The sequence below is a fragment of the Bradyrhizobium nitroreducens genome, from assembly GCF_002776695.1.
In the GTDB taxonomy this organism is placed as follows: Bacteria; Pseudomonadota; Alphaproteobacteria; order Rhizobiales; family Xanthobacteraceae; genus Bradyrhizobium; species Bradyrhizobium nitroreducens.
The window spans coordinates 7123458-7142025 of record NZ_LFJC01000003.1 but is presented as its reverse complement, the minus strand read 5'-3'; the positions used below and the strand labels follow the sequence as shown (position 1 = coordinate 7142025).

16 protein-coding genes and 1 tRNA gene are annotated in these 18568 nt (G+C 63.5%); 9 read left to right on the top strand and 8 right to left on the bottom strand.

Going from position 1 to position 18568, the window contains the following annotated elements; translation table 11 throughout:
* Positions 1-49 precede the first annotated feature (49 nt).
* Together TSA1_RS33860 and cysE are read right to left on the bottom strand one after the other, a co-directional pair.
* Positions 50-268, bottom strand: a complete 219-nt coding sequence (locus TSA1_RS33860) for a DUF3126 family protein (protein WP_007602550.1) — start codon at positions 266-268, stop codon at positions 50-52.
* Positions 269-391: 123 nt separating this feature from the next.
* On the bottom strand, positions 392-1216 hold the full coding sequence (gene cysE / locus TSA1_RS33855; protein ID WP_100180099.1) for a serine O-acetyltransferase: 825 nt from the start codon (positions 1214-1216) through the stop codon (positions 392-394).
* A gap of 356 nt (positions 1217-1572) precedes the next feature.
* Here cysE and TSA1_RS33850 point away from each other — a divergent pair, with 356 nt between their 5' ends.
* Together TSA1_RS33850 and TSA1_RS33845 are read left to right on the top strand one after the other, a co-directional pair.
* Positions 1573-2865 carry a hypothetical protein gene (locus TSA1_RS33850; protein WP_100181484.1) on the top strand — a complete coding sequence of 431 codons (1293 nt, stop codon included), beginning with the start codon at positions 1573-1575 and terminating at the stop codon, positions 2863-2865.
* 766 nt (positions 2866-3631) lie between these two features.
* The gene (locus TSA1_RS33845) at positions 3632-4207 is read left to right on the top strand and encodes a hypothetical protein (RefSeq protein ID WP_100180098.1); all 576 of its coding nucleotides are present in this window, start codon (positions 3632-3634) and stop codon (positions 4205-4207) included.
* A 163-nt stretch (positions 4208-4370) separates the two neighbouring features.
* Here the strand turns inward: TSA1_RS33845 and TSA1_RS33840 are convergent, their stop codons facing one another.
* Positions 4371-4784, bottom strand: coding sequence for a hypothetical protein (locus tag TSA1_RS33840; RefSeq protein ID WP_100180097.1), 414 nt, complete (start codon positions 4782-4784; stop codon positions 4371-4373).
* 108 nt (positions 4785-4892) lie between these two features.
* On the opposite strand from TSA1_RS33840, the gene TSA1_RS33835 reads away from it, so the two are divergent.
* Positions 4893-5828 carry a LysR family transcriptional regulator gene (locus TSA1_RS33835; protein ID WP_100181483.1) on the top strand — a complete coding sequence of 312 codons (936 nt, stop codon included), beginning with the start codon at positions 4893-4895 and terminating at the stop codon, positions 5826-5828.
* A 59-nt stretch (positions 5829-5887) separates the two neighbouring features.
* Here TSA1_RS33835 and TSA1_RS33830 read toward each other — a convergent pair whose 3' ends face one another.
* Both TSA1_RS33830 and TSA1_RS33825 read right to left on the bottom strand, forming a co-directional pair.
* Positions 5888-6643, bottom strand: a complete 756-nt coding sequence (locus TSA1_RS33830) for an alpha/beta fold hydrolase (protein ID WP_100181482.1) — start codon at positions 6641-6643, stop codon at positions 5888-5890.
* Between the two features lie 137 nt (positions 6644-6780).
* Complete coding sequence (locus TSA1_RS33825) at positions 6781-7917, bottom strand: hypothetical protein (RefSeq protein ID WP_100180096.1); 1137 nt, start codon at positions 7915-7917, stop codon at positions 6781-6783.
* Positions 7918-8226: 309 nt separating this feature from the next.
* Between TSA1_RS33825 and TSA1_RS33820 the strand changes: the two genes are divergently transcribed.
* Entirely contained in the window at positions 8227-8472 is a 246-nt protein-coding gene (locus TSA1_RS33820) for a zinc-finger domain-containing protein (protein WP_007602543.1), read from the top strand.
* Between the two features lie 19 nt (positions 8473-8491).
* Complete coding sequence (locus tag TSA1_RS33815) at positions 8492-9694, top strand: FAD-dependent monooxygenase (protein ID WP_100180095.1); 1203 nt, start codon at positions 8492-8494, stop codon at positions 9692-9694.
* Positions 9695-9719: 25 nt separating this feature from the next.
* Here the strand turns inward: TSA1_RS33815 and TSA1_RS33810 are convergent, their stop codons facing one another.
* Positions 9720-10139 carry a twin-arginine translocation pathway signal gene (locus TSA1_RS33810; protein ID WP_100180094.1) on the bottom strand — a complete coding sequence of 140 codons (420 nt, stop codon included), beginning with the start codon at positions 10137-10139 and terminating at the stop codon, positions 9720-9722.
* A 172-nt stretch (positions 10140-10311) separates the two neighbouring features.
* Here TSA1_RS33810 and TSA1_RS33805 point away from each other — a divergent pair.
* The 4 genes from TSA1_RS33805 to TSA1_RS33790 all read left to right on the top strand — a co-directional run bounded on the left by TSA1_RS33805 (position 10312) and on the right by TSA1_RS33790 (position 15804).
* Positions 10312-10400 (top strand) — tRNA-Leu (locus tag TSA1_RS33805).
* 100 nt (positions 10401-10500) lie between these two features.
* A complete protein-coding gene (locus TSA1_RS33800; protein ID WP_430649786.1) occupies positions 10501-11469 on the top strand; it encodes an AAA family ATPase in 969 nt (322 codons plus the stop codon).
* A gap of 24 nt (positions 11470-11493) precedes the next feature.
* Positions 11494-13971 carry a S8 family peptidase gene (locus tag TSA1_RS33795; RefSeq protein ID WP_100180092.1) on the top strand — a complete coding sequence of 826 codons (2478 nt, stop codon included), beginning with the start codon at positions 11494-11496 and terminating at the stop codon, positions 13969-13971.
* Positions 13972-14298: 327 nt separating this feature from the next.
* Positions 14299-15804, top strand: coding sequence for a hypothetical protein (locus TSA1_RS33790; protein WP_100180091.1), 1506 nt, complete (start codon positions 14299-14301; stop codon positions 15802-15804).
* 7 nt (positions 15805-15811) lie between these two features.
* Here TSA1_RS33790 and TSA1_RS33785 read toward each other — a convergent pair whose 3' ends face one another.
* Entirely contained in the window at positions 15812-17140 is a 1329-nt protein-coding gene (locus tag TSA1_RS33785) for a hypothetical protein (protein ID WP_100180090.1), read from the bottom strand.
* Positions 17137-18453, bottom strand: coding sequence for a hypothetical protein (locus TSA1_RS33780; protein ID WP_245448481.1), 1317 nt, complete (start codon positions 18451-18453; stop codon positions 17137-17139). Before TSA1_RS33780 ends, TSA1_RS33785 begins: the two co-directional genes overlap by 4 nt.
* Positions 18454-18568 lie beyond the last annotated feature (115 nt).

Below are 18568 nucleotides of genomic sequence, written 5' to 3'. Positions count from 1 at the left end.
GGCGCTGCGCTGCGTCCGGGGCACGAAGCCGAACGGCCTTGCGTAACTCCTATTCCTGATCGACCAGATCGTCCTCCAGGATCGCCATCTGGAACTGGAACGAGCGATCATCGTCCTCGTCGTCGACGAAGAGCACGCCGATGAATTCCTCGCCGATATAGACTTCGGCGGAATCGTCCTTCTTCGGCCGCGGCACGACGCGGATCTTGGGATTGCCGAATACGCGCTTCAGATACGCATCCAACTTTCTGACTTCTTTGACGTCCACGGCAAGTCTCCGATCGAAAATGGTCGGCGGGTTTTAGGACGAGACGCGACGAACCGCCAGCATGAATTGCCAAAGAATTCGGGGGATGAAAAGGGCCGGAAAACCCGGCCCTTGCACGCGAGCTCAGAGCCCCATCGCGTTGATCATCTGATCCATGGTGCGCGACGGCTCGGCGCAGCCGGCCTCGCCGACGATCTTGGCCGGCACGCCCGCGACCGTGACATTGTGCGGCACGGGCTTGACCACGACCGAGCCGGCGGCGATGCGCGCACAATGGCCAATCTCGATGTTGCCGAGGATCTTTGCACCCGCGCCGATCAAGACGCCGTGTCGGATCTTCGGATGACGATCCTCGTTCTCCTTGCCGGTGCCGCCGAGCGTGACGCCATGCAGGATCGAGACGTCGTCCTCGATCACCGCCGTCTCGCCGCAGACGAAGCCGGTGGCGTGGTCGAGGAAGATGCCTCGGCCGATGCGTGCGGCGGGATTGATGTCGGTCTGGAACACCGCGGAGGCGCGGCTCTGCAGATAATACGAGAAATCCTTGCGGCCCCTCAGCCAGAGCCAGTGCGCGAGGCGATGGGTCTGGATGGCGTGAAAGCCCTTGAAGTAGAGCAAGGGGTCGATGAAGCGCGAGGTGGCGGGATCGCGGTCGTAGACGGCGACGAGATCGGCGCGGAAGGCGTTGCCGATGTCAGGATCGTCGCGCAGCGCGTCCATATAGGCCTGGCGCACCAGGTCGCCCGACAGCGCGGAATGATCGAGCCGCTCGGCGACGCGGTGGACGACCGAATCTTCCAGGCGGCTGTGATGCAGCACCGACGAATAGATGAAGGTCGCAAGCTCCGGCTCGCGACGGACGATGTCCTCCGCTTCGCCCCGGATCCGATCCCAGATCGGATCGAGCGATGCGAGCTTTCCTCCCGGATTGACTTGATGCATTGCCATAGATTTGCTCTTTGGGATTTGCCCTTGCGAATGGGGCTCGTTTGACCGGCCTTATAGCATAGTCTAGGCGACAAAGCCCTATCGGGCTTGCCTGAGAGTGAACAGCACCTTGCGTCGCGAAAGCACGTCAAGATGTTGAAACACCACGGTTTCTTCTGACGCCCCCAAGCGGCGAGGTTGGCTCAAAGTGGTCAGAGTTTTGCCAAATTCAAGCGGGGCGGCTCCAAACTATTGGTGAATTCCGTCTCAACGGTTATTGCGAACAGGGTCCGAGGGACGACGGAGCGGATTTGACCATCACCACCACCGATCATCGGCGCACGCGCGCCGCGAGCCCGCTCTGGCTGCTGGCAGCGATGGCCATGCCGATGCTGATGATCGCGCCGGCGTTCTGGAACGGCTATCCGCTGTTGCAGTGGGACACGGGCGGCTACTTGGCGCGCTGGTACGAGGGCTATCTCGTCCCCAGCCGCTCCACCGTGTTCGGCCTCTATCTGCATCTTGGCGAGAGCTCCGGCTTCTGGATCAACCTCGCAATCCAGTCACTGGCGACGTTGTGGCTGTTGCAGCTGACGCTGCGCGTGCTCGGATTGATGCAGACTTTCCGCTTCGTTGCCATTTGCCTGTCGCTGATCCTGTCGACCGCCCTGCCCTGGCTCGCGAGCATGCTGCTCACCGACATCTTTGCCGGGCTTTCGGTTCTATCGCTGTTCCTGCTGATTGTGGGCGCAAGCCGCACCTCGACGCTGGAGAAGATCGCACTGTTCGTCTTCACCGCCTTCGCCGCGGCAACCCACAGCGCCACGCTCGGCGTGCTGCTCGGCCTCTGCGTCGCGGGCTGGATGGCACGGCCGTTTCTCAAGCAGCGCCTCCCGCTCGCCGGATTGGCGCAGGCCAGCCTCACCATCGTCGCGGGCAGCCTGATGCTGCTCTCGGCGAATTATGCGCTGTCCGGCAAGCTGGCCTGGACGCCCGGCGGCTACGGCGTCGCCTTCGGCCGCATGATGCAGGACGGCATCGTCGCGCGTTACCTCAGCGATCATTGCCCGCGCGAGAGATTCAAGCTCTGTCCCTATCGCAACGAATTGCCGGCGACCGCCGACGAATTCCTGTGGGGCAACAGCATGTTCAACACGCTCGGCCGCTTCGATGGGCTCAACGACGAGATGGGTACCATCGTCGTGGAGTCGCTGAAGGATTATCCGGCCTGGCAGGCCGGCGCGGCGCTGCGGGCGATGGGCCAGCAATTGCTGCATGTCGCGACCGGCGAAGGCACCAATGGCTGGATCCCGCACACCTACGGCATCATCGAGCGCTACGTGCCTTCGCAGGTCGCGCCGATGCGCGCGGCGCGACAGCAGCACTGGGACATCAATTTCGACGACGTCAACTGGCTGCATGTCCCCGTCGCGCTGGCCTCGATGCTGGCGCTGGTGGCACTGCTCGGCCATGCGCTCGCAAACCGCCGGCTGGACGATCTGACGCTGCTGGCAGCGACCGTGACGCTGGCCCTGCTCGGCAACGCCTTCATCTGCGGCGTGATCTCGGGCCCGCACGACCGCTACGGCGCGCGGATGGTGTGGGTCGCGACGTTCGTGGTGCTGATGGCGGCGGCAAGGCGGTTTGGGGAGGACGGCAAGGCCGGGTGAAAGTGGGATGAAGAGGCATCGCTTGGCTTGGCCCGAGAAGCGATCACATTCACCAAAAAGGAACGCTCAGAACTCGGCGTTCAACAGCCTATCAACCTCGCGAAGAATTCGAGTCCTATGACAGCCCTTGGCGGACTCGAGCCGCCCGCTCACACGTCCGCTCGTGATCCGATCCGGACATTACAAAATGCGTGCCCTTAAACGGAGTGGACTGCCGTCGCTGGTTCTCTAAACTGGCACTATGCAGCCAAATAGATCCTTTGCTTCAGTTCAGGAGGAGCTGATATTCAACTTCTCCGCCCGAATACTCGGACCTCATGCGCTGTTTCAACCGGAGAAAACGAGCGCCTCCGAAGAGCCGGCAGATTTAATCTGGTACGCGGATCGGTGCGTCATTCTCATGTACATGAGGCGATCCGTACACGGGTACGACAAGAAGGTAAGGCACAACCTGAGACAGCTTCGACGTTGGCTGGGAAAATGGAGCGCCGGGCGACAGGTTGTCGGCTCTTCTCACGGCGCATCGGGGCAAAGCCGATTTCAAATAGCTTTTTCGGATATCGACCACATAGTGGGCCTTTCCGTCATCGGCGGCGGGGAGACGTGGTGCGAATTTCACAGTGATGAAGTGCAACGCAACAGCCGGCGGAAGCTTGCCGCATGTGCAACTGTGACGGAGAGAGCACTCCTTGAGCTGGCAAGATCAGGTGGCGGCCCCCGAGAGATTGTTTATTGGTTATCGCATTTGCATCAATTTGGGGGTCGCATGAGCGACGGCCGCCTCGTCGGCGCGATGCACCTTCAACAAAGCCAGGAGATGGCCTTGGTGCGATTTGCGTTGAGCAACGTGGATCCGCTCATGCGGCTACCTTCGCGAGTGTCGGAGCATGACGTGCTTCCGTTTCTCAAGAGTATGGAGACCTACGTTCAGGCGTCATTTAGCGCCATCCGAGGTCATGATATGGACAGAGAAGAAGTCGGCCGCATTTCAGTCGACCTCACATTCGCTGACCTCTACTGGTTCGGTTTGGTAAGCCAAGTGCTTGCGAGCAAGGTGCCCCCACCGGGAGAATATGGACCGCTTATTCTTGCTTCAATGCGGAAGTCTGGGATGTACCAGCTCCGTTATGCTGTCGCGGCAAACTCTAAAGTTCTTGCTCAACGTATGGAAGAGATGACAAAAGTCTTCGGTAACTCAGCTGGTCTATCACTCATTCACTCGTTGGACGTGGGGAGATCAAGCCCATGGGGGATGATGTTGTTGCATCCCCGAGTAGGGAAGAGCCACCTTCGTGCCGAGATTGTCGATCTTGCGCATTCAGTCCTCGCTGCGAAGACCTGAAGGGAGTGGATGAGCCCGTAGGATGGGTAGAGCGGCAGCGAAACCCATCACTCCGTTCGTCGCTGACGAAGCATGATGGGTTTCGCAAGGGCTCAACCCATCCTACGCGTCCTGAAGCTAAAGCTCAGTCAAGGCGAAGGCGGCGGCCATCGCCTCAACGCGTTCACATCGTCTTGGCGAGCGCGAACAGCCGGAAATCCTCGAGCGCCGCGTGTCGATGCGGGGCGACTTCGCGCTGGTAAGTCTCGGTCTCGACGATCGAGCGGAAGGTGGCGAAATCGCCGTATTCATTGATCGCCGCTTCGTCCCAGCGCTCAACTGGCGAGCCGACGAGGCTCGCAAGCACCGGGACGGAAAACATCCGCACCAGCGGCTTCCCGGCCGCGAGACGCCGGAATGCCGGCCTGTAGCGTTCATTAAAGGCTTCGCGGCCCGAGCAGGGCGCGGCGTCGAATCCGTCCTCGTAATGCGCCTGGGCGCGATAGCGCAGCAGATTGAGCATGTAGATCGGCTGTCCCGGTGGGATCGCTCGCTCGGCGGCATCGAGGGCTTGCTGGGTGATTTCGATGAGGTTCATGGGACTTCCCGCGTTTCCAGCGCCGCAGAATGCGCCACTGACGCTCCCGATTTAGCCGTCAGGGAATGCCTCTTGTAGTGACTGCGCAGCCATGACTATGTGGACTATATGTCCACAACCACTTTACCTCCCGACCTCTCGCGTCTCCTCGCCTTCGTCCGCGTCGTCGAGGCGGGCTCCTTCGCTGAAGCCGCGCGGCGGGCGGGGACGACCACCTCGGCGATGTCCAAGGCGGTCGCCCGCTTCGAAAAGGCTCACGGGTTGCGGCTTTTGCATCGCTCCACCCATTCGCTGGCGCTGACCGAAGAGGGCGACAGGCTGATGGCGGCTGGACGCGCGTTGGTCGAAAGTCTCGCCCGTGTCCAATCCGCGCTCGGCGAAGTCGCGCGCGACGATGGCGGACGGGTGCGCGTGACCGCCCCCGCCTCGTTCGCGCGCGCCTGCATCCTGCCGCGACTGCCGGCGTTCCTGCGGGAACGGCCGGAAATCGAGATCGAGGTCAAATTCCGCAACGAGATTCTCGATCTCGCGGCGGAAGGCGTCGACATCGCGATCCGCTCAGGGCCCCTCGACCGCGCGCCCGGCCATCAGGCGCGGCGGCTTTGCACGTTCTCCTGGATCGCTTGCGCCTCGCCTGCCTATTTGAAGGCGCGCGGCGCGCCAACGACTCCTGACGAGCTTTCCGCGCACGACCATGTCGGCTTCCGCAATCCCGCGACCGGTCAGATCCTCACCTGGCGCTTCGCCGACCCGCGCAGCAAAGCACCCGTTCGCGTCACGCCCAAGCCCAAGCACATTTGCGACGACGCGCACGCTTCGCTCGCCTTGATCGCGAATGGGTTTGGGATCGGCTGGGGACCGACGTGGCTCGTCAACGAAGACCTTCGCGCCGGCCGGCTGGTCGAAGTGCTGGCGCCCTGGCGCGCGTCGGGAGAACCCCTGTGGATGCTGCGCCCCTCCGGCCGCCGCCCGCCCCTGCGCACACAGCGCGTCATGTCGTTCCTCGCCACGCTACCCGCCGCGTTCAGCGACAAGGCGGTGTGAGGCAGCGGGCGACAGCGAAATCAGATGAGTAGCGACGAGCCTCTTGGCTCTTTGCCGCCTCACCCCCGCCGCGACAGGAAGTCCAGCACGCCTGATTTGTAGACCTTGTCGCCGACCGCGCGCATGTGGTCGCGGTTCGGGATGTCGAGCACTTCGGAGCCGGGGATGATTTCGCCGAGCGCGCTCGCGCTTCCGGCGACATCGTCGGTCGAGCCGACCGCGATCAGCACGGGCACGTCGATGCGTGCGGCTTCGTCCCTGGTCATGAGGTCGCGCGTGCCGCGCAGGCAGGCGGCAAGCGCTTTGCGGTCGGAGCGGGTCTGGTCGGCGAACGCACGAAAGGTTCGGCCGACGGGATCGGTGACGTCGTCGAGCGCAGGTGCCTCCAGCGCCTCGGCGACGTTCTCGCCGGGGCCGGTGCCCTCGATCAGGCCGCCGATGCCGATGCCGCCGAGGATCGCCGAGCGCAGGCGCTGCGGCTCGTTGAGAGAGAGCCAGGCCGTCATCCGCCCACCCATCGAATAGCCCATGATGTCGGCCTGCGGGATGGCGAGATGATCCATCAGCGCGAGCACGTCGCCGGCCATCACGGGAATCGAATATTGCGCGGGATCGTAGAGCTTTGCGCTTTCGCCATGGCCGCGATTGTCGAGCGCGATGACGCGGCGGCCGTTCTTGCGCAGCTCCGAGACCCAGGTCGGATAGACCCAGTTCACGTTCTTGCTGGAGGCAAAGCCGTGCACCAGGATGATCGGCTCGCCCTCGCCTTCGTCGAGATAGGCAATTTCAACGGCGCCGTTGTGAAAGCTCGGCATCATCAGTTCCGTGAGGTCTTGTGGGGGATGGGTCGATCTTAGAGCACGATCCGGAAAACAGTGCAGCGGTTTTCCGGCAACATCATGCTCAAACAATAGCCCAAAGCGACGACGATGTGACCCGGTCCGCCCGCGGGTCAGGCGGGGACGGCCGCATCCGCCAGAGCGGCCTCGGCTGCGATCCGCGCCCGGCGGAGCCGCCGCGCTCTCTTGCGATCGCACCAGGCCTGGGTCAAGCGTTCGGTGGTCGCCTTGATCGAGGATAACAGGCCGAACAGCGTCAGCGCCGCGCCGAACAGCGCCATCGCCAGATCGAACATGCCTCCGACGAGCAGCAGCGCGCCGCGTCCGAGCAGCTTCATGATCGCGCGCGTCTTGCTTCCTTGCGCTTCCGCAAGCCGCGCCGCGCGTGCAACGTCCTTCGGACCTTCGGCGATGCGCAAGCTATCCATCGCCCCGCGCGTGCCGGTCTTCTCGGCGACCCGCGTCACGTCCTTGCCGAGCCGCACCAGCGCCCCGGCCTTCTCGGCGCGGAACGCGGCCTTGATCGCGCCCACCGTCTCGCCCGGGCGGAACACCGAACCCTTGGCGACCGCATTCTGGAGCATCGGCGCGTCGACGACCTCGCGCGCGGAACGGCCGGCCCAGACCGCGAGCCCTTCGCCGAGCCGACCGACTTTCCGCGCATCCTTTACCAGCGTCAGTCCGGCGCGCACGGGCGCCGCGCCACCGACGGAGACGTAGGTCGCCGCGGTCACGGCAAGGCCTGCGGCCGCAAGGCCGAGCACGAGGCGGTCGGTGTCCTCGCCCATGGCCAGATGCTTGCCCTCGCGCACCACGTCGCGGATGTCGCCGATCACGAAGAGATCGCCGGCCACCGTGCCCGAGAGGCTCGCGACATCGTCCGCATTGCCGGTGACGAGGCCGGTGGCGAACCGCTTGGCGAAGTGCGAGGTGGACGCTTCGGCCTTGACCGCGTCGCCGACGCGGGCAAGGAGGTCGTCGGGCAGCGCGATGTTGCGGTCACGCGCCAGCGCGACAAAGCTGTCGGCGAGATCGGCATCGCCGGCGGCGAGCGCGGCCTCGATATTGTCCTGAATCAGGCGGTCATTCTGCCGCAGCAATGAATCGAGCTTGAGCTCGGAGAGCGCCGCCGGATCATCCCGGGCGGCGAGGATCGCGCCGGCCTCGCGAGCATGCGGCGCCACCTGCGCGAGCAGGAAGCTGCACGCCGCAATACCGGTCAACGCTGTGCTGATTCGCAGCCACTTCATGTGGAAAACCCGGGCAGTCCCTCGGACCGTTTGCGCCTGATGATTCGTCTTTCGTCGCAAATTCGCTTCTCCGAGAGACATAGTATGCCAAAATTGCGACACAACGTCCCCGACGAAAGAAGGGCTTCTCTCAGGCCTCAAGATTGTGTCGAATTTGCATGAGCAAATGAGCATGGGGCAATTGCGGACCTTTCGGTTCCGCTGGACTAGCAATCATCTGCACCCGCCAGTATGGTCCGCGGCGCCCCAAAGATGCCGCGTCAGTTCGTGATTGTGTCTGCCGCCATTGCCACTCCAGGATGAGTTACGATGTCCGACCATGTCGTCCCGCACTTCCATAACGATGCCGGTGTCCCCGTCATCGAGATCGGCTCGCAAGAGTTCATGTGCGTGGGCGCCAACCCTCCGTTCGATCATCCGCACGTCTTCCTCGACCTCGGCAACGACAACGAGATCATCTGCCCCTATTGCTCGACGCTGTACCGTTTCGCGGCCGACCTGAAGGCGGGCGAAGCCCGTCCGCCGGAATGCGTCCTGAAGGACAAGGTGGCCTGACCGCCTCCACCGGTCAGGGGTGGCGCTCTCCCGAACGATTGTCATCGCCGGTGCCGGCATCGGTGGACTGACGGCTGCGCTCGCGCTCGCAGCCCGGGGCTTCCGCATCGTCGTGCTGGAAAAGGCCGAGCGCCTCGAGGAAGTCGGCGCCGGACTGCAACTCTCCCCCAATGCCAGCCGCGTGCTGGTCGAACTTGGCCTCACCGAGCGCCTCAAGCTGCGCGCCGTCGTCCCGGAGGCGGTCTCGATCATGAGCGCGCGGGCCGGTGGCGAGCTCCTGCGCATGCCGCTCGGTGAAGCAGCCTCGCTGCGGGCCGGCGCACCCTATTGGGTGGTGCATCGCGCCGACCTGCAATCGGCGCTGGCCGGCGCCGTTGCCGAGCATCCCGACGTCGACCTGAAACTGGGCGCGACCTTCGAGGACGTCGCGCCTCATGCCAAGGGCCTGACGGTCGTCCATCGCAGCGGCACGATCCGCCGCAGCGATCTCGCCAGCGCGCTGATCGGCGCCGACGGAATCTGGTCGACGGTGCGCCAGCATCTGTTTCCCGAGGTGCAGCCGCGCTTCTCCGGCCTGATCGCCTGGCGCGGCACGCTGGACGCCACGCAGCTGCCGAAGGACTATACCGCGCGCCGGGTTCAGCTCTGGATGGGACCGAATGCCCATCTCGTCGCCTATCCGATCGCGGGCGGACGGCAGATCAACGTGGTCGCGGTGTTGCCGGGCACCTGGAACAGGCCAGGCTGGAGCACGCCGGGCGACCCGCTGGAAGTGATGGACGCCTTCGCCGCACCGCGCTGGCCGGCCTCGGCCCGCATGATGCTCGCCACGGTCGACAGCTGGCGGAAATGGGCGCTGTTCGGCGTGCCGGACGGCTGTCCCTGGAGCAAGGGGCCGGTGGCGCTGCTCGGCGATGCCGTGCACGCGATGCTGCCCTTCGCAGCGCAAGGAGCGGGCATGGCGATCGAGGACGCCGCCGTGCTCGCCCGGCATTTGAGCCTTGACGCCGCCGAGAGCAGCGCGGGCATCTCGGCCGCGCTGACGCAATATGGCCGCGCGCGCCAGGCGCGGGTGCGGCGGGTGCAGCGGACCGCGCGGCAGCAGGGCCGCATCTATCACCTGAGCGGACCGTTTGCGGTCGCGCGCGACCTTGCGATCCGCGCGCTCGGCCCGGACCGCATGCTGGCGCGGCAGGACTGGATCTACGGCTGGCGGCCCTGAGACCAAGCGCCGCCGGCGCCGCGCTTCAGCGGGCCGCTCTGCCGGATTTCGATGCGGGCTTGGCTGCGGCGGGTGACGGCGCAGGCGGCGTCGCCTCAGGCGGCGTTTCCCGGCACCTGTTGCGGCGCCAGGCGTCCTCGGCCAATTGCGACGACCCACGCGCGGCGACATAATCGTTGCGATAGGCGAGCTCGGACACCACGGCGCCACCGGCTCCGGTCTCGGCCTTCTCCATCAGCGCCCGCAACTCATCGGTGCGCTTGGCGAGCGTCTTGCGCTCGGCCTCCAGCTGCTTGCAGTCGTACAATTCGTATTTGGCGGGATCGGCAAAAGCCGGCGCGATCGTCTCGCTCATGCCGGCGCAGCCGGACAGCGCGGCGCCGGCCACAAGCAGCGCGAGGAGCGCACCAAAGCCGCGCAGGGAAGAGGAGAACGAAGCAGACATGCCGGATGAATAGTCCCGTTGGATTGAGAATGCCTAAAGCAACTCCCGGTGTCCGGATTGAGGCTTTGCCTTGTGCGCCCGGCTCGCTTAAGGAAGAACGTCCCCGGCAGACGCAAAGCACCAATTCCAGACGCCCGGGGATGGACTTAAGTGTTTGATCTCGTTGGATCAAGCGGGCATGGCGGAATTGGTAGACGCAAGGGACTTAAAATCCCTCGGTGCGCAAGCGCTGTGCCGGTTCGACCCCGGCTGCCCGCACCATCTAACTTTAAAGTTGATGAAAGAGATCTCCTCTATCATGCAGTTAATTCTATACTAGAGTGACGCCGAGGCTTATCAAACCATGCCAAGCGCGGACCAAGTGAAGGCTCTGATCTCCTCCCTGACGGAGGGCGACGAAGCGCATTTCTATTCTGTTGCGATGCAAATCGCAGCGCATGAAGCACGTCTCGGACACGGCAAGCTCGCCGAGGAAATCCGTGCACTCATCGACAAGGCCAAGTCCCGAGTCACGACGCCGTCGAAGCAGCCAATCCCGTTGGCTCGTCCTCGCGGCGAGGCAGCAGAGCTTCTCTCGGCCTCTTATCCGAGCGCCCACCTGAAGGACCTTGTGCTCGGTACACGTACCAAGAAAAAGCTTGAACGGGTCATCCGCGAACAACGCGCCGTCTCTCTTATTCGGAGCAGCGGCCTCTCGCCCCGGCGCAAGTTGCTGCTGATCGGGCCGCCCGGCACCGGTAAAACCCTCACCGCTTCCGCACTTGCCGGCGAACTTGGCTTGCCGCTCTTTGTCGTCCGCCTGGATAGCTTGATCACGAAGTTCATGGGCGAGACGGCCGCCAAGCTACGGTTGATTTTTGAAACGCTCAATCAAACCCGCGGCGTCTACCTGTTCGATGAATTCGACAGCATCGGCTCAACCCGCGGCCTCGCCAACGACGTTGGCGAGATACGCCGCGTCCTGAACAGCTTTCTGCAGATGGTCGAACAAGACCATTCGGATAGTCTTGTGGTCGCGGCAACCAATCACGTTCGCATTCTCGATCGCGCCCTCTTTCGACGTTTCGACGACGTGATCGAATACGATCTTCCCGACCGTACGCGCATCATTGAGACCTTGAAGGTCAAATTGGGAGGCTTCGCTCCGGCCAAGCTCCAATGGCCGAAAATTGCAACGGCGGCCCAAGGCCTCAATTTCGCGGACATCACCCGCGCTTGCGAAGATGCGATCAAAGACGCGATCATTCACGATCGAACGTCCGTGACGCATGCAGAACTCATTCATTCCATTTCAGACCGAAAGATCGCCGTTACGCACAAAAGCAAATGATACCCTCGTGCCGATAGGGGCGGCATGGCTTTACGTCCTCATCTCTTCGTTCCAACCACAGACGAGACCACTCGTTTCACGAGCCCCAGTACCGGGCCGCGCGAACGCTTCAACGTGCCCGCGCGCGATCGGGCCGCGCATGCCCAAACGTTGGTCGAGCAACTTGAGGCCGTCGCACCTCAAGCGATAGCGCGCGCCAAAGAGCAACGCGCGCTGGGGCTCGATGCCGGCCTTGGTATCTATCTACGTTTTGATAGCGAGCCGAATTTCCCGCTCAAATTTGAGAGCCTTGATGTCACGCGAAGCGGCATTCAGCTCTGCAACGTTCGGACCTTGCCCGACAACACGATGCAGGCCACAGTGTTTGTGCCCGAGAACAAGCTCGAACTCTTTCTTCGCAAAATTGAAGCCTATCGCGACGAGAACACGACTCCGCGGGCCGAAGGCGGCATCGCCCGTCCCAAGAACCAGGATCTCGTCGAGAGCATCAGCCATATTCAGCTTGCGGCGCTCGAAGCCTTGTGGACCGAAGAGACCTTGCCGTTTCCCGATCAAGAGGCGCCGGTCACTTGGGAGGTTTGGTTGCGCCGCGAGCCGCGGGTCGATCACCTCGCACGCCTGCGCGGGTACGCTGAACACTTCAATCTCGCGGTCGGCGACCAGGTGCTTACTTTCGTCGATCGCATCGTGGTTCTTGTCCGCGGCACTGCCCACGACCTCGCACGATCCGTCGACATCCTCGGTATGATCGCGGAAATCCGTCTGCCCAAGGTGACGGCGGAATTCTTTACCGCAATGACTTCGATCGACCAGCAAGCATGGATCGATGATCTTTCGGCGCGCCTGGTGCCGCCGGGAGCAAACACATCCTATGTTTGCTTGCTCGATACAGGCGTTAACCGGGGTCACCCACTCCTTACTCCGCTCGTCGCACAGACAGACCTCCACACATATAAGCCGGCTTGGAATGTGGACGACCGTTACGGCCACGGTACCGAGATGGCGGGCCTCGCCTCGTTTGGCGACCTCACGGACGTGCTCGCCGCGCAAGGACAGGTCAATTGCACTCACCGCATCGAATCCGTCAAACTTATCAATCCCGATGACCCTCACGATTCCACACTCTATGGAGCCGTGACTGCCGAAAGCATCTCCCGCGTGGAAGTTACGGCGGCGCGCAACCGCGTCTTCTGCATGTCCATTACCTCAACCGATGGACGCGACCGCGGGCGGCCCTCTGCCTGGTCCGCAAGGGTCGATGAACTTGCCGCCGGCCTCGACGGCGGTCCGAAGCGTCTCTTCGTCATCTCGGCCGGCAATACCGTGGCCGATCAGCGCCGCCATTACCCGGCCTCGAACTTTACCGACAGCATCCACGATCCGGCGCAATCGTGGAACGCGCTTACTATCGGCGGATACACCGACAAGGTTGCCATCGACGGCACCAAGTGGCCCCAATGGCAACCGCTTGCTCCGCGCGGCGATCTCGCAGCTTCGAGCTGCACATCAGCGACGTGGTCACGATGGCCGTTCAAACCCGATATTGTCATGGAAGCTGGCAACCTCGCTTCCAATCCGACCATCGTCGATCCCGCCGATCTCGACGATCTTCAACTACTAACCACGGCGCATAATTTCGCGACGCGGCTGGGTCTTATCACCTTCGGCGACACCAGCGCCGCCGCCGCGCTCGCAAGCCGCTACGCCGCTATGCTGTGGAGCAAGTATCCCTCCATGCGCCCCGAAACTGTCAGGGCGCTCATGGTCCACTTCGCCGAATGGACCCCGGCGATGCGGGCGCGCTTCGTCAATGACGACGGCCGGCCAGACTACAAGACGTTGCTGCGCTGCTGTGGCTACGGCGTCCCCAACCTCCCGCGCCTGCTCTCCAGCGTCGACAACCGTCTGACGCTGATTGCCGAAAGCGAGCTCGAACCGTTCTTCAAGGATGGCAGCGACATTAAGACGCGCGAAATGCGCCCGCACGCGCTTCCCTGGCCGATCGATGTGCTAAGCGACCTCGGTAACACCGAGGTCGTCATGCGCGTGACGCTTTCTTACTTCATCGAACCCAGCCCCGGCGGCCGCGGCTGGACACCCCGCTACGGCTATCAATCGCATGGCCTGCGCTTCGCGGTTCGCAACCCGCTCGAAAGCACCGCCGATTTTGAGCGCCGCATCAATAAATTCGCGCGGGACGATGAGTATAAGGCCCCGGGCCTCAGCGATCCCGGCTGGCGGTTTGGCCGCCTCAGCGGCCTTACGTCCGTTGGCTCCCTTCATTCGGATGTCTGGCACGGCACCGCCGCTGCCCTTGCGGCACGCAGACATCTCGCGGTTTACCCGACCATGGGCTGGTGGAACAAGCGTCCCCACCTCGAAGCTTGGGATAGGACGGCGCACTATTCGCTTGTCGTCACAATTGAGACACCGGGCATCGAGACCGATATCTACACGCCGGTCGCCACTCAAATCGGTGTGCCGGTGGAGATTGAAATCTAACTGCGGTCGACCGGCCAGGTTAGTTTGCTGAACTGCCACTCAAGAATCGACATTCGGGAACCTGGGCACCGCCCCGCTCTCGGCAGCCGAAACCTCACGCGGACACGACCGAGGTATTCAGGAGCAGGCCGGCGGTCCATGATCCACTTTACGCAATCATCTGTTTACCGACACGCCCCTTCCGAACCCGGAATCCTAGCGCCGCAGCCTGCCTTTACTTCACTTTAGATCGTCTTCCCCTAGAGCAAATAAGTCTGCGCGCCCATTGTCGTGGACATCGGGGAAACTCGGGACTTGAGGCGGCTGGCTGCGATGGTGAGAGCTCCGATGGACGCGCGCGAGGATTGGTCCCGGCCCGGGATTGGCGACGCACCCGCAGCGTCCGGCGGTTACCTCGACGGGGTCGCGGTCTACATCTTCCTGATCGCCTTCCTCACCGTGTTCTACCTGTCGAACGGACCGCTTCTGCTCGCCCATTACGATCTCGGCTGGCACCTCGCCGCCGGCGATTTGATCAGGCAGCGGGGCGACGTGCCATTCCAGGATCCGTGGGCGTTCACCCTCGGCGACAGGCAATGGTACAATCTGTCCTGGCTCTGGGACGTGATGGCGAGCGTGCTGTATCAGCACACGGGCCTTGCCGGGATCGTGCTCATGGTCGTCGCCTGCGGCGCGATCATCGCCGGTTATCTGACCTTCTGCGGCCTGAGCAGCGGTGCATCGGCTCCGGCGGTTTGCATCGCGGTGTTCGCCGCATGCCTGCTCTATCCCTGCTACGAAGCCTCCCCCAACATGTATCTGGCGGCTTCGCCGAACGTCGCGACCATGCTGTTCGCGGTCGTGTTCTACGGCGAATGCCTGCGTCGGCGGAACTGGTTCCTGTTGCCGCCGATAATGGTCGCCTGGGTCAATCTGCATGGCGGCTTCATGCTCGCCTTTCCGATCCTCGGCGTGTTCGCCGGCATCGCACTGCTGCGGCGGGACTGGGTCAACTTCCGGAATTACGTCCTGGCGGGCGTCGGATGCGTCATCGCGATCTTCGTCAATCCGCTGGGATGGCACGTCTATGACGGCGTGAGGGCGACGCTCGGTCATTTCATCCAGGCCGATATCGGCGAGTGGCGCTCCTACTTCTTCAACATGGAACTGCCGGGAAGCTTGCCCGGCATCGTCTATGCGCTGACATTCGTTGCGCTGGAGCTGCGATACCGAAACTCAACGCGCGTTCCGCTCGAGGCGCGCGTGCTCGCGTGGCTGTTCCTGTGTCTCGGTCTCTATCAGTTCAGATACACCGCATTCTTCTTCATCTTCTCCAGCGTCCCGATGGCGCTTCACATCGACCGGCTGCTGCCGAAGCGTCTTGCGAGCGTCGAGGTCCGGCGCGCGATGCTGGCGGCAGGCGTCGTCGGCGTCCTGCTGCTGCCATTTGCATTCATGCAGGTGCGCCCGGCTCTGGCCCTGCCCGACATGCTGTCGGAAGACGATGCCCGCTATCTCGAGGCGCACGCCTCGCACGCGCATCTGTTGAACCACTGGAACGTCGGCGGGCTCCTGATCTTCAGGACGGGCGGATCGGTGCCCGTCTTCGTCGACGGCCGGGCGGCGACTGCCTATCCGGACGAATTGCTGCGCGACTATCACAAGCTGGTTCGCTGGGACATCGAGCCGGCCAACTGGGACGAGGTGATCGACAAGTACAAGATCGACGCGGTGCTCTGGGTCAGGGCCCATGATCCGCTGCGGCAGTTTCTGGTCGGCGAGAGAGGCTGGAAAGAAGAGTACACCGGCGCGTATGTCAGCCTCTACACAAGGCAAGACGCCTCTTCCCGATAAGATGAGATCAGGTCTGCCCAGGCTTGACCGATGATGCCGCATCGCTCGAAGGTTCGCGCGGCAGCAGCAGCCAGAAGCAGATCAGCGCAAAGGTGAGCTGGCCGAAGCCGCTCACGAAGATGCCCGAGACCGACGCCAGGGTCGGGATGGCGACCGCGATTCCGAGCACGGCCGCCATCAGGACGGCCGGCAGATCGACGACGAGGACGGCGGCATAGAGCGCCACCTCGAAGAAGGCATATTCCTTCAGCCTGGGCGCGCAGAGATAAAGCGCATACATCGCGAGCACGGTGATGCGCATCGCATGTCCGGGATGGCTGGCGAGCCAGTCGTCGAGCACCCGAAGCGGCGAAGCCTTGCGCGCCGGGCGCCACGCCCCGATCATGCGCCACACCGAGATCGCCAGCGGCGCGAGCACCAGCGCGAGCGCGAACAGGCCGTAAATCATCGCGACGACCGGCTTGCTGCCGGCAAGCCCGACGCTGTCGGCAAGCGTCAGCGCGAGGAAGAGCAGCGACGGATTGACCTCGTTGCCCGGCGAATGCTGTCCGGGGATCTGGCCGAAGATCGCGCTCAACCAGCTCTTGAACAGGTCGGGGTAGACCGCCAGCGAGGCCAGGATCGGGAGGGCGAACATGCCGGAAGCGACGGCGATCAGCACAAGCTTGCGAGCTCTCGGCTGCGGCAGGAAATAGAGCGCGGCAAGAACCGGGAAGAAAACCAGCTTGAACGAGGTGACGAGCCCGAGCAGCGCCGCGCCTGCGAGCTGCGGTGCCAGACTCGCGCCGGCGCCGTGGACGGGCCGCGCGGGGCGCAGCAGCAAGGCGAGCGATGCGGCCGTCAGCAGGCCGCTCAGGGCTGCGAAATTGCCGGTGGCGACGATCCATTCGAAGCCGAGGAAGCCGCCAAACGCGCACAGCACCCGTAGCGCGACGTCCCTCGCGCCCGGCCGGGACTTGCCGAGGCCGGGCAGCAGCAGCGCAGAGATCAGCGTGAGCAGGAGAAAGATCGGCTTGTGGTGCGCAACGAGAAAGCCGCCGGCGCAAATCGGGCGGAAGGCATCGAGCGTCACCGGAAGATAGGGATAAGAGAGCTTGGTGTCCTTCAGGTTCCTGACGAAATAGGGATCGAGCCCCTGGACATGGGCATCGACGGCCGCGCAGTTCACCCGCGCATCCCAGCCGAACGTCCCGTCCATGCCCATGTCGATGGCGACGAGCGTTGCGACCAGCACGGCCAATGCCAGGATGAAGCGGGTCATCCAATTGCTCGCCGGCACTCCAGTGGCAAAGGCCATTGGTTTTCCGCCTTCCGCGGACGCGGTGATATCAGTCATGGGCTCGCGCCCTCCATCTCGAGGCGTTTTGGCTCCGCGCGAAAATCCAGCAGCAGGATCCAGAAGCAGATCAGCGCGGCGACGAGGAGGACAAAAGTCCCCTCGAGCGTCGTCCGTGTCAGCGAGATCAGCGCGGGAGCGATCAGCCCGATGCCGAGAAAGGCGGCGAGCGGGCGGGCCGGCAGGTCGACGACGAGAATGGCGGCATAGAGCGCGAGCTCGAAGAAGGCGTATTCCTTCAGCCTGGGCGAGCAGAGATAGAGCGCAAACATGGCCAGCACCGCGATCCGCATGGCCGCGCGAGGATGATCCATCAGCCAGCGGTCCAGCTGCGACCAACGCGATCCCGCTTCCCTCGCCGGCCGGCTCGCAGCCACGCGCAGGACGGACAAGGCGAACGGGACGAGCACGAGCGCGAACGCGGCGAGCGCATAGGTCGCGAGCACGGCCGGCCTGCTCTCGATGCCGGCATGATGCATCAGATTCTGCGCGAGCAGCAGCAGCGATGGATTGATCTCCACGAGATCGACGGCGTGCTGGCCCGGAATTCGTCCCCCGATCGCAAGCAGCCAGCTCGCGAACAGATCGGGATAGAACAGCCGCGATATCACGATCGGCAAGACGAAGCTGAATGCCGCCACCGCGATCAGCAGCAGCTTGCGGCCGCGTGGCAGCGGCAGAAGATAGAGCGCAGCCGGCACCAGGAAGAACACCAGCTTGAACGACATCACGAGGCCGAGCAGCGCGGCGCCGGCGAGGCGCAAGGCAAGGCCCGGCTCTTCCGGCACGCCGGCGGTCGGCGCTCGAAGCAGGAGCATCAACGCGATCGCGGTCAGCACACCGCTCAGGATCGCGAAATTGCCCGAGACGTGCACCCATTCGAAACCGACGAAGGCACCGAGCACGCACAGCACCCTCAGCGCAACGTCGCGCGCACGCGGGCGCGTTCGGCCGAGCCCGGGCAGGAGCAGCCCGCAGAGCACGGCGAGGACGAAATAGAGGCCCATGTAATGATCGACGAGAAGGCCACCCGCGCAAAGCGGGCGGAACACGTCGAGCGTCACCGGCAAATAGGGATAGGAGAAATTGGTGCCCTTCAGGTTCTTGACGAAGTAGGGATCGAGCCCCGCTTGGTGCGCATCGACCGCCGCGCAATTGACGAGAAGATCCCAGCCATATCTCAGGTCGAGCAAGGCATAGTCGGCGAGATTGCCGAATACGAACAGCGCGGTCAGCGCGATCAGGCAGGACAGCCAGATCCCTCGCCTCGCAGCCGGGGCCGAGGGTCCCAACCATCGTGCTGCATCGGTCACGTCGGACACCGCGAAAATACCTGTCTTCCTGGGTTCCCTGGCGCACTGCGCGGCGCGGGTCAGGCCACAATGGACAGGATGGGTTGCGGATTCATCTCCCCGACGCGCCGTGCCC